The organism is Acidobacteriota bacterium, from assembly GCA_016184105.1.
Lineage (GTDB): Bacteria > Acidobacteriota > Vicinamibacteria > Vicinamibacterales > 2-12-FULL-66-21 > JACPDI01.
This window is the reverse complement of sequence record JACPDI010000064.1, coordinates 1-9,073: the sequence shown is the minus strand read 5'-3', so window position 1 is coordinate 9,073 and position 9,073 is coordinate 1. Positions and strand designations below refer to the sequence as shown.

At 67.9% G+C, this 9,073-nt stretch carries 8 protein-coding genes; 7 read left to right on the top strand and 1 reads right to left on the bottom strand.

Annotated features, from left to right (window positions below; genetic code table 11):
- From HYU53_18870 to HYU53_18850, 5 genes are all read left to right on the top strand, one after another.
- Positions 1-548 (top strand): SDR family oxidoreductase (locus tag HYU53_18870; GenBank protein MBI2223257.1); only part of this gene is annotated, 548 nt, incomplete at its 5' end.
- A complete protein-coding gene (locus HYU53_18865) occupies positions 545-1,540 on the top strand; it encodes a ketoacyl-ACP synthase III (GenBank protein MBI2223256.1) in 996 nt (331 codons plus the stop codon). The genes HYU53_18870 and HYU53_18865, both read left to right, overlap by 4 nt.
- A gap of 12 nt (positions 1,541-1,552) precedes the next feature.
- Entirely contained in the window at positions 1,553-3,052 is a 1,500-nt protein-coding gene (locus HYU53_18860) for a long-chain fatty acid--CoA ligase (GenBank protein ID MBI2223255.1), read from the top strand.
- The gene (locus tag HYU53_18855) at positions 3,049-4,254 is read left to right on the top strand and encodes a thiolase family protein (protein ID MBI2223254.1); all 1,206 of its coding nucleotides are present in this window, start codon (positions 3,049-3,051) and stop codon (positions 4,252-4,254) included. The genes HYU53_18860 and HYU53_18855 overlap by 4 nt, the downstream gene beginning before the upstream one ends.
- A gap of 11 nt (positions 4,255-4,265) precedes the next feature.
- Positions 4,266-4,949, top strand: a complete 684-nt coding sequence (locus tag HYU53_18850) for a TetR/AcrR family transcriptional regulator (GenBank protein ID MBI2223253.1) — start codon at positions 4,266-4,268, stop codon at positions 4,947-4,949.
- A gap of 230 nt (positions 4,950-5,179) precedes the next feature.
- On the opposite strand, the gene HYU53_18845 is transcribed toward HYU53_18850, so the two are convergent.
- On the bottom strand, positions 5,180-7,117 hold the full coding sequence (locus tag HYU53_18845) for a peptidyl-prolyl cis-trans isomerase (protein ID MBI2223252.1): 1,938 nt from the start codon (positions 7,115-7,117) through the stop codon (positions 5,180-5,182).
- A gap of 233 nt (positions 7,118-7,350) precedes the next feature.
- Between HYU53_18845 and HYU53_18840 the strand changes: the two genes are divergently transcribed.
- Together HYU53_18840 and mreB are read left to right on the top strand one after the other, a co-directional pair.
- Positions 7,351-8,409: a GGDEF domain-containing protein gene (locus tag HYU53_18840; protein MBI2223251.1), complete on the top strand. Its 1,059-nt coding sequence runs from the start codon at positions 7,351-7,353 to the stop codon at positions 8,407-8,409.
- Positions 8,410-8,503: 94 nt separating this feature from the next.
- Positions 8,504-9,073: rod shape-determining protein MreB (gene mreB / locus HYU53_18835; GenBank protein ID MBI2223250.1), on the top strand; the 570-nt coding region annotated here is incomplete at its 3' end.

The window sequence follows — 9,073 nt, the reverse complement described above, 5'->3', positions numbered from 1 at the left end:
TGATCCAGTCGTGGGGCGGCGTCGACGTGCTCGTCAACAACGCCGGCATCGTGCGTGACGCCCAGCTCGTCAAGTGGAAGGACGGCGCGGTCGCGTCCGTGATGTCCGAGGACACCTTTGACGCCGTCATCAACGTGAACCTGCGCGGCGTCTTTCTCTGCACGCGCGCCGTCGTGCCGCACATGATCAAGGCGGGGCGCGGCGTGATCCTCAACGCGTCCTCGGTCGTCGGCCTGTACGGCAACTTCGGCCAGACCAACTACGCGTCCACGAAGGCCGGCGTCATCAACATGACGAAGACCTGGGCGCGGGAGCTGGGGCGCTACGGCATCCGCGTGAACGCCGTCGCCCCCGGCTTCGTGGCCACCGAGATCCTCAAGGCGATGCCCGCGAAAGTTCTCGAAGGGATGGTGAGCCATACGCCGATCGGGCGCATGGGAGAGCCGGACGACATCGCGGAGGCGTACGCGTGGCTCGCCTCCGACCGCGCCGCGTTCGTGCACGGCGCCGTCCTGTCGGTCGATGGCGGACTGGTGGTCGGCACATGAGCGGGCGCTACGCGCGCCTCGCCTCGACGGGACGGTTCATCCCGCCCATCGAGGTGAGCAACGCGATGATGCACGAGCAGCTGAAGTCGCGGTTCCCCGAGTTCATCCGCAAGATGGAGGAATCGAGCGGGATCAGGACACGGTGGCACGCTCCCGAGGACTGGGCGACGTCGGACGTCGCCTTGCCCGCGGCACGCCAGGCGATCGAACGCGCGGGGCTGACGCCGGATGACCTCGACCTCATCGTGCTGGGCACCGACTCGCCGGATTACATCACGCCGGCCACCTCCGTGGTTCTGCAGCACAAGCTCGGCGCGAGGCGAGCCGGCACGTTCGACGTCGGCTGCGCGTGCGCGTCGTTCCCGACCGGCCTGGCGGCCGCCGCCGGCATGATGGCCGCAAATCCGACCATGCGCGCGGCGCTCATTGTCGGCGCGTACCTGATGCACAAGCTTGCCGGCCCGGACGATCCGTTCAACTTCTTCTATGGCGACGGCGCCGGCGCGGCCGTGCTCGTCGCCGGAACGACGCCAGGGTTCATCGGGTCGGCGCTGCAGGCCGACGGCGCGTACGCCGGGAGCTGGGGCATCTATGCCGGCGGCACCGCGGAGCCTGCGACGGAGGATGCCGTTCGCGCGGGGCGGACGACGGTCAGGATGCTCGAGCGCTATCCGCCGGAGGTGAATCACGACGGGTGGCCGCGGCTGGTCCGCCGGCTCGCGCGGGACCACGGCTTCGGCGTTTCGGAGATCGGCTTCATCGTGTTCTCGCAGGTCCGCAAGCCCAGCATCGAGCTCGTGATGAAGGATCTCGGGCTGCCGATGGAGCGCACGCAGACCGTGATGGAGGAGTGGGGCTACACCGGATCGGCGTGCATCCCGATGGCGCTCGATCGCGCGAGGGAACTTGGCAGGATTCACGACGGCGACCTGGTCGTGCTCGTCGGATCGGGGGTCGGCTACAACCAGGCGGCGGTCGCGTTCCGCGCGTGAGGTGCGGGTGGGATGATCCACGCCGATCTGCTCCGGGAGCGCGCGAGGCTGACGCCGTCCAGGCTCGCGCTCGTCGAGGTGGCGAGCGGTCTCCGCTTGACGTACGCGGAGCTGGACGCGCGGGCGTCGGCCGCCGCGCACGTGCTGGCCGGCGCGCTCGGCCTCGGCAAGGGAGACCGCCTCGCGCTGCTGGCGGCCAACTCGGTGGAGTTTGTCGAGATCTTCTTCGCCGCCGCGCGCACGGGCGTCGTGCTCGTGCCGCTCAACACGCGCAACACCCCGTACGAGATCGACGACATCCTCCAGAACGCCACCCCGCGCGTCCTGATAGCCGATGCGGCGGGCCTCGCAGGCTCGCCCGGCGGACTCGAAGGGCCCGTTTCACAGAAACGGACCGTCACGCTCGAAGACTACGCGCGGCTGCGCGATGCTGCCATCGGGCATCCGTTCGTCGCGGTGTCCTGCGACGGCGAGGACCTCCTCGCGCTCTTGTACACGAGCGGCACCACCGGCCGGCCGAAAGGCGTCCGCATTCCACACCGGATGGTGGCGTGGAACGCGTTCAACACGGTGATCGGCTGGCAGCTTCGCGACGATGACGTGGCGCCGGTGTTCACGCCGCTCTACCATGCCGGCGGCCTGGGCGTGTTCCTGACGCCCATGTTCGCGGTCGGCGGCACGGTGGTTCTGCATCGCGCCTTCGATGCGGGCGAAGTCTGGGACGCCATCGTGCGCGAGGGGGCGACGGTGGTGTTCGGCGTTCCCACGATCTTCCAGATGCTCATGAACGCGCCGGCGTTTGCCACGGCGGACCTGGGGCGCGTGCGCTGGTGCATCAGCGGCGGAGCGCCGCTGCCGCAGTACCTCATCGACGCCTACCAGCGGCGCGGCGTCACGTTCAAGCAGGGTTACGGCCTCACCGAAGTGGGGGTCAACTGCTTCGCGATGACCACGGAGGACTCGATCCACAAGAAGGGCTCGATCGGCAAGCCGCTCATGTTCACCGAAGCGCGGCTCGTCGATGGCCAGGGCAACGCGGTCGCTCCCGGCGAGATCGGGGAGCTGCTCTTGCGCGGGCCGCACGTCACCCAGGGATACTGGAACGACGCGGCGGCCACCGCCGACGCGCTCGACGCGGACGGCTGGTTTCACACGGGGGACTCCGCCCGGTCCGACGCCGAAGGGTTCTTCTACATCGCCGGGCGCAAGAAGGACATGTTCATCAGCGGGGGAGTCAACGTCTATCCCGCCGAGATCGAGGCGGTGCTGCTGTTGCACCCCGACGTACAGGATGCCGCCGTCGTCGGCGTGCCGCACGAGACCTGGGGCGAAGCGGGCGTGGCGTTCGTCGTCGCGCGCCCAGGCACCGCGCCGTCCGCCGAGGCCCTCACGGCGCACCTGCGGGAGCGCCTCTCGCGCTACAAGCTCCCGCGCGAGTTCCGTTTCATCGATGCCCTCCCGCGCACGGCGTACGGGAAGGTGGTCAAGACGGAACTGCAGAAACGACTATGACGAAACCCATCTACATTGCGGCCTATCACCAGTCCCGGTTCGGGAAGCTCCTCGCGATGGACGTGCCCACCATCGTCAGTCGTTCGGTCGACGAGGTGTGCCGGACGATCGATGCCGATGCCGCGGCGATCGACGTCGGGTCGATCGGCGCCGCGTGCAACTTCACGCTGAACCGCCAGGGGCTGCTTTCGGGCCTGATGGCGATGGTGCCGGGGCTGGCGGGCAAGCCGATCGAGTCGGTGGAGAACGCCTGCGCGTCGGGCGGGCAGGCGGTGCTCTCGGTCATCCAGAAACTGCAGTGCGGGCTCGGCGAGGTCGGCGTCGCCGCCGGCTACGAGAAGATGCGCGACGCGGAAGGCAAGATGGACGGCAGGCTCGTCGGCGAGGTGCTGGGTTACTACTCGCATCCCGCCGAACGCGAGGGCAGGACGTTTGTCTTCCCGCACCTGTTCGCGGAGATCATGGCGGCCTACATGGAGTCGCACGGCGCGAGCGAGCGCGACCTGGCGCAGATCGCCGTGCAGGAGTACGCCAATGCGCGTGAGAACCCGTGTGCCCAGATGCGGAACGTCGAGCTGACCGTCGACGCCGCATGCACGATCGGCGGAATCAACCGCTACATCGTGGACGGCCTGCCGCTGAAGACCTATGACTGCTCACAGATCACCGACGGCTACGCCGCGCTGATTCTCGCGACCGAAGAGGGGCTCGCGAAGCTCGGCGTGAAACGCGCCGACGCGGTCCGCGTCGCCGGCTGGAGCCAGGCCACCGACCCGTTGATGAAGGCGGGGCGCGAGACGCTGCGTCCGGCCGGCGCGTACGCGGCCATGCGGCGCGCCTACGACATGGCGGCCGTCGCGCCGGCGGACGTCAATGTCGCCGAGGTGCACGACTGTTTCACGGTCGCGGGGGCGATCGGCACCGAGGTCATCGGCAAGGCTGAATACGGAAGGGGGGCGAAATACTGGGTTGACGGCAAGGCGCGGCCGGACGGCGAGTGCGGCATCAACACGTCGGGCGGCCTGATTGCGAAAGGGCATCCCGTCGGGGCGACCGGCATCGCGATGATTGGCTGGTGCGCCTGGCAGTTGCTGGGCAAGGCCCCGGCGCCACTGCAGGTGGCGCAGCCCCGCGCGGCCGCCACGTTCAACATTGGCGGGCCGCTCTGCGCGTCGGTCTGCACCGTGCTTCGATCCGCCTGAGAGGATAGACGATGCGAACCACCAAGACGGCGCGGGGCCGGGGACAGCGGCGGTTGAACCAGGAAGAGCGTTCCGGCCGCAGCCGCGCGCAGATCCTCGATGCCGCCCTGAAGCTCTTTTCGACTCAGGGCTACCACGGCACCAGCATGCGCGACATCGCCGTGAAGGCGGGCGTCTCCACCGGGAACGTGTATCACCAGTTTCCGGACAAGGAGACGGTGTTCCGGACGCTGCTCGATCGCTACTGGGAGGCGGTGGAGTCGCCCGATTACCCGTTCAACCGCGCGCTGTTCGACGGCGCGTTTCCCGACAATCTCGAGGCGCTCGGCCGGGCCGCGCGCGAGACCGTCGAGCGCTACCGCCCCTACATCGCGCTCATCTACGTGGACGTGGTGGAGTTCGAGGGGAGCCACATCCGGAAGTTCTATTCCGACATGGCCAGCCGGTTCGAGGCGTTCCTGGCGACGCCCGAAGCGAGGCGCCGCGTGCAGGGTCTCATGCGCGGCGACGTTTCACCGCTCGCCGCCGTCATGCTGACGACGAGGTTCCTGCTGCATTACTTCACCGTGGAAGTGCTGTTCGGCGTCCCGGACCATTTCGGACAGGACACCGACACGGTGCTCAAGGAAATTGGGGCGATATTGAGTCACGGGATGTTGAAAGCAGAGGGAGCTGGGGGGAGAGAAGTTCGATAGGTTCGAGAGGGTTCGAGGGGGTTCGAGGGGGTTCGAGAAGGTTCGAGGGATTCGAGGGGTTCGAGGGATTCGAGGGGCTCTCCAACGCCGAACGCAGAGAAGAAGCCGAAGGGCTTTCAGACCTTGATCGCGACTCCAAGTCCGGAGTCGCCTCGGCAACAGAACTATCGGGGTTGTTCGTGACCCACCGCCAGGGTCAAGCGCCGGTAAGGCCGGCACACCGCGTTCCGCTACGCCACAACCTGCCTGAGCACGTCCCGATTGATCTCGATCCTCATCTTCTGCTTCGCCTTCGTCATGTAGGCGCTGAAGAAGCGGTTGCGGCGCTCGGTCAGGATCTGCTCGCGCAGCGCAGCGCGCCCCTGCGCGATGTCCTGCGGCGTCACGTCGCTGCGTTCCACGACGCGCGCGATGACAATCCCGTTCCCGGTCGGAACCGGATCGGTCACGCTGCCGGCCGGCAGCGCAAACACCGCGGCGTCCACCGCGTCGCTGACTCCCACCTCGGGCAGCGATGCGCCGCGCGCGACGAGCTCGGTGGTCTTCACGTCGAGCCCGGCCCCCTTGGCCGCCGCGGCGAAATCCCCCGCCTTGAAGGAGGCCGCCACCGACGCCGCCTTCGCGCGTGCCGCCTCCACCGACTTGTCCTTCAGCAGCGCCTCGCGCGCCTTGTCCTTCACGGCGTCCAGGGCAGGCACCTGCGAGTCCTGCCTGCCGGTGACCGCCACGAAGGCGATCCCCTGCGGGGTGCGGATCGGATCGCTGACCGCCCCGTCCTTCGACTGGAAGGCCGCCGCGCCCGCCTCCGGCGAGAACCCGAGGCCGGCGATCGGCTCCTCACGCTCGAAGAAGCCTGACTCGCCGACGGTGAGGCCGCGGGCCTTTCCCACCGTGTCCAGGTCGGCCGCCGAGTCCAGATCGTCGGCGATCTCTTCGGCGATCTGCTGTGCCTGCTGCTGCGCGCGCTCCCACTTGAGCTGATCCTCAATCTGCGCGCGCACCTGGTCGAAGGTTCGCGCCTCGGTCGCCTTCTTCTCGGCGAGCTTGATCACGTGGTAGCCGAACTGTGTCTTCACGACGTCGCTGATCTGCCCCGGCTCCAGCGCGAATGCCGCGTCCTCGAACTCCTTGACCATCGCGCCGCGCCCGAAGAACCCCAGGTCGCCGCCGGTGCCCTTGTTGGACTCGTCTTCGGAGTACTGCCTGGCCAGCGCCGCGAAGTCCGCGCCCGCCTTGGCCTTCGCGAGCACGTCTTCGGCGATCTTCCTGGCAGCGGCGTCGTCTTTCCCTTCGGCCTTGACCAGGACGTGGCTCGCCTTGATCTGCTCCGGCGTCGAGAACTGCTCGACGTTCTGGTCGTAATAGCGGCGCGCGTCCTGCGGCGGCACGGTCACCTTGCCGCGAAGCGCCTGCAGGTCGATCAGCAGGTACTTCACCTTGCGCTTCGGGCCGGTGCGGAACTGCTCCTTGTTCTTCTCGTAATACGCGGCGACCTCCGCGTCGCTCGCGGTCAGCCCGTCGCGGAACCGGTCCGCGCCGAACACGACCAGCTCGAGCTTCACCTTCTCGTTCCGCGTGCGGAACTCGGCGTCCACTTCCGCGTCGCTCACCCGCATCCAGTCGGTGAGCGCGCTCCGCAGCTTCTGGATGACGAGCGAGCGGCGCAGCTCCGCCTCGAATTCCTCGGGCCTGAGGGGCGGGCGCTGCATGCGGAGGAGCTGCCGATAGCGCTGCTGGCCGATGAACTGCCCGTTCTCGAGGAAGGCCGGCATCGTGCGGATCCGCCGATCCAGCTCCGCGTCGGTCGTGTCGATGTCGAGCCGATCGGCCTCGACGAGCGCGACCTCCTCGTCGATCATCTGCTGCAGGATCCGCTGGTCGATGCCGAGCTGCTTCAGCAGCTGCTCGTTCATCTGCCCGCCGTAGGCGTTCTGATACGCCTGCAGCTGGTTCAGGTACGTGCGGCGGAATTCCCCGGCGGTGATCGTCCGGCCCTCGACGGTGGCGATGGCGTCGTTGAGGCCGTAAGTATCCGTTCCCTGGAGCGAGTAGCGGCCGCCACCCCCCAGAAAGTCGGGCACGTACAGGAGGATGAATGCGAGCACGACCAGGCCCAGGCTCCACTTGAGCCAGCCCTTGTGACGCCGCATCCGGTCGAGCATCGTCATGGCACGAAAATCCTTTGGGGTGAAAAAAGGTCATTATAGCGGCGAAGTGGCCCCGGAGCGAAACGTCTGATGTGGTATATTTGCGCACAACAGAACCACTTAGAGGCAAAGACCGTCGGCAAATCTCCCCAGCCGTCGGGTAAAGGACCTAAATTCACAGGACGCACAGCCGATTGACAGCGCGCGGGCAGCGAGGGCCACGGGCAACCCGAGCGGCGAGGCGGATTGACCAGATGCCGCCGCCGGATCTTGCGTCGCGCCTTCGCGCGTCGCAGTCGCGGCTCCGGCGCACGCTTGGCCGGCCGGCCGTGCTCTCGGCGATGGTGCGGGACGCCAACGCCACGCTCGACCCCGAACGGGTCGCCGACGTGATCCTCGCGCGCGCGGCCGAATGGTTGCAGGCGACCGCGTGGTTCGTCCTGGCGAGCGAGGGGGTCGGCGAGGCGCGGGTGCTGTCGACGCGCGGTGGCTGGCGAGGCGCCGACCTCGCCGCGCGGGTCGCGGCCGCCTGGGTGATTCGCAACGGCGCCATGCTGGCGAGCGGCAACATCGGGGCCGACCGGAGGCTTGTCACGGCCGGATCCCGCCGCAGGCCGGTCTCGAGTCGCGGGGCCCTCATCGCGATCCCGCTGGTCAGCCGTGGCCGGGTCTTCGGTGCCGCCGTGGGGCTGGATCGGCATCCGGCCGATAAGGAACCAGGGCTCTCGCGCCCGGTGCTGCGGATGGTCGAGGGGGTACTCGACCCGGCGATGGTCGCGCTCGACAACGCGCTGCGGATGGCGCGCGCCGAGGCGCTGTCGGTGACCGACGACCTGACCTCGCTGTACAACTCGCGCTACCTGTGGCAGGCGCTCCGCCGCGAGACGAAGCGCGCCTCGCGCAGCGGCCGCCCGCTCTCGCTGTTGTTCATCGACCTTGACGGCTTCAAGGAGATCAACGACCACCACGGGCACCTGTGCGGGAGCAAGGCGCTCGTCGAGGCGGCGGAGGTCATTCGCGCGAGCGCGCGCGAGACCGACATGATCGCGCGCTACGGCGGCGACGAGTTCGCGCTGCTGCTGCCCGACACGGGCAGCGAGGGGGCGATCGCGGTCGGCGAGCGTATCCGCGAGCGCGTGGCCGCGCACACGTTTCTCGAGTCGGACGGCCTGTCGATCCGGCTGACCGCGTCGGTCGGCGTGGCGACGCTGCCCGACGTCGCGACGTCGGTCGAAGGGCTGATCCGCGCCGCCGACATGGCGATGTATCGCGTGAAGGGGAGCGGCAAGAACGGCATCGACGCCGCCACGTGAGAAGAATTTGGTGATTTAGCGATTTGGCGATTTAGCGATTTGGTGATTTGGTGATTTGGCAATTCCCCCAAATCACGAAATTCAGGAGTTCTCGTTGAGTCTGCGCTCTGTTTTCTCGCTGTTCTCCTCCGACCTCGCGATTGACCTCGGCACGGCCAACACCTGCGTGTACGCGCGAGGCAAGGGCATCGTCGTCAACGAGCCGTCGATCGTGGCGATCAACAAGGTGACCGGCCGCATCGAGGCGGTGGGGCGCGACGCGAAGGACATGCTCGGCCGCACCCCGGGGAACATCGTCGCGATCAAGCCGATGAAGGATGGCGTCATCGCCGACTTCGAGGTCACCGAGAAGATGCTGACCTACTTCATCAAGAAGGCGCACAACCGGAACGTGTGGGTGCGCCCGCGCATCGTCATCGGCGTGCCCTCGGAGATCACGCAGGTGGAGAAGCGCGCGGTGAAGGACAGCGCGTACCGCGCCAAGGCCAGCGAGGTGCACCTGGTCGAGGAGGCGATGGCCGCGGCGATCGGCGCGGGCATGCCGATCACCGAGCCTTCCGGCAACATGATCGTGGACATCGGCGGCGGCACGACCGACATTGCCGTCATCTCGCTCGCGGGCATCGTCTACAGCAAGGCGGTGCGCGTGGCCGGAAACGAGATG

Coding starts and splice junctions, on each gene's coding strand:
- HYU53_18865 (MBI2223256.1), top strand. CDS start 545: ATGAGCGGGCGCTACGCGCGCCTCGCCTCGACGGGACGGTTCATCCCG.
- HYU53_18860 (MBI2223255.1), top strand. CDS start 1,553: ATGATCCACGCCGATCTGCTCCGGGAGCGCGCGAGGCTGACGCCGTCC.
- HYU53_18855 (MBI2223254.1), top strand. CDS start 3,049: ATGACGAAACCCATCTACATTGCGGCCTATCACCAGTCCCGGTTCGGG.
- HYU53_18850 (MBI2223253.1), top strand. CDS start 4,266: ATGCGAACCACCAAGACGGCGCGGGGCCGGGGACAGCGGCGGTTGAAC.
- HYU53_18845 (MBI2223252.1), bottom strand. CDS start 7,117: ATGACGATGCTCGACCGGATGCGGCGTCACAAGGGCTGGCTCAAGTGG.
- HYU53_18840 (MBI2223251.1), top strand. CDS start 7,351: ATGCCGCCGCCGGATCTTGCGTCGCGCCTTCGCGCGTCGCAGTCGCGG.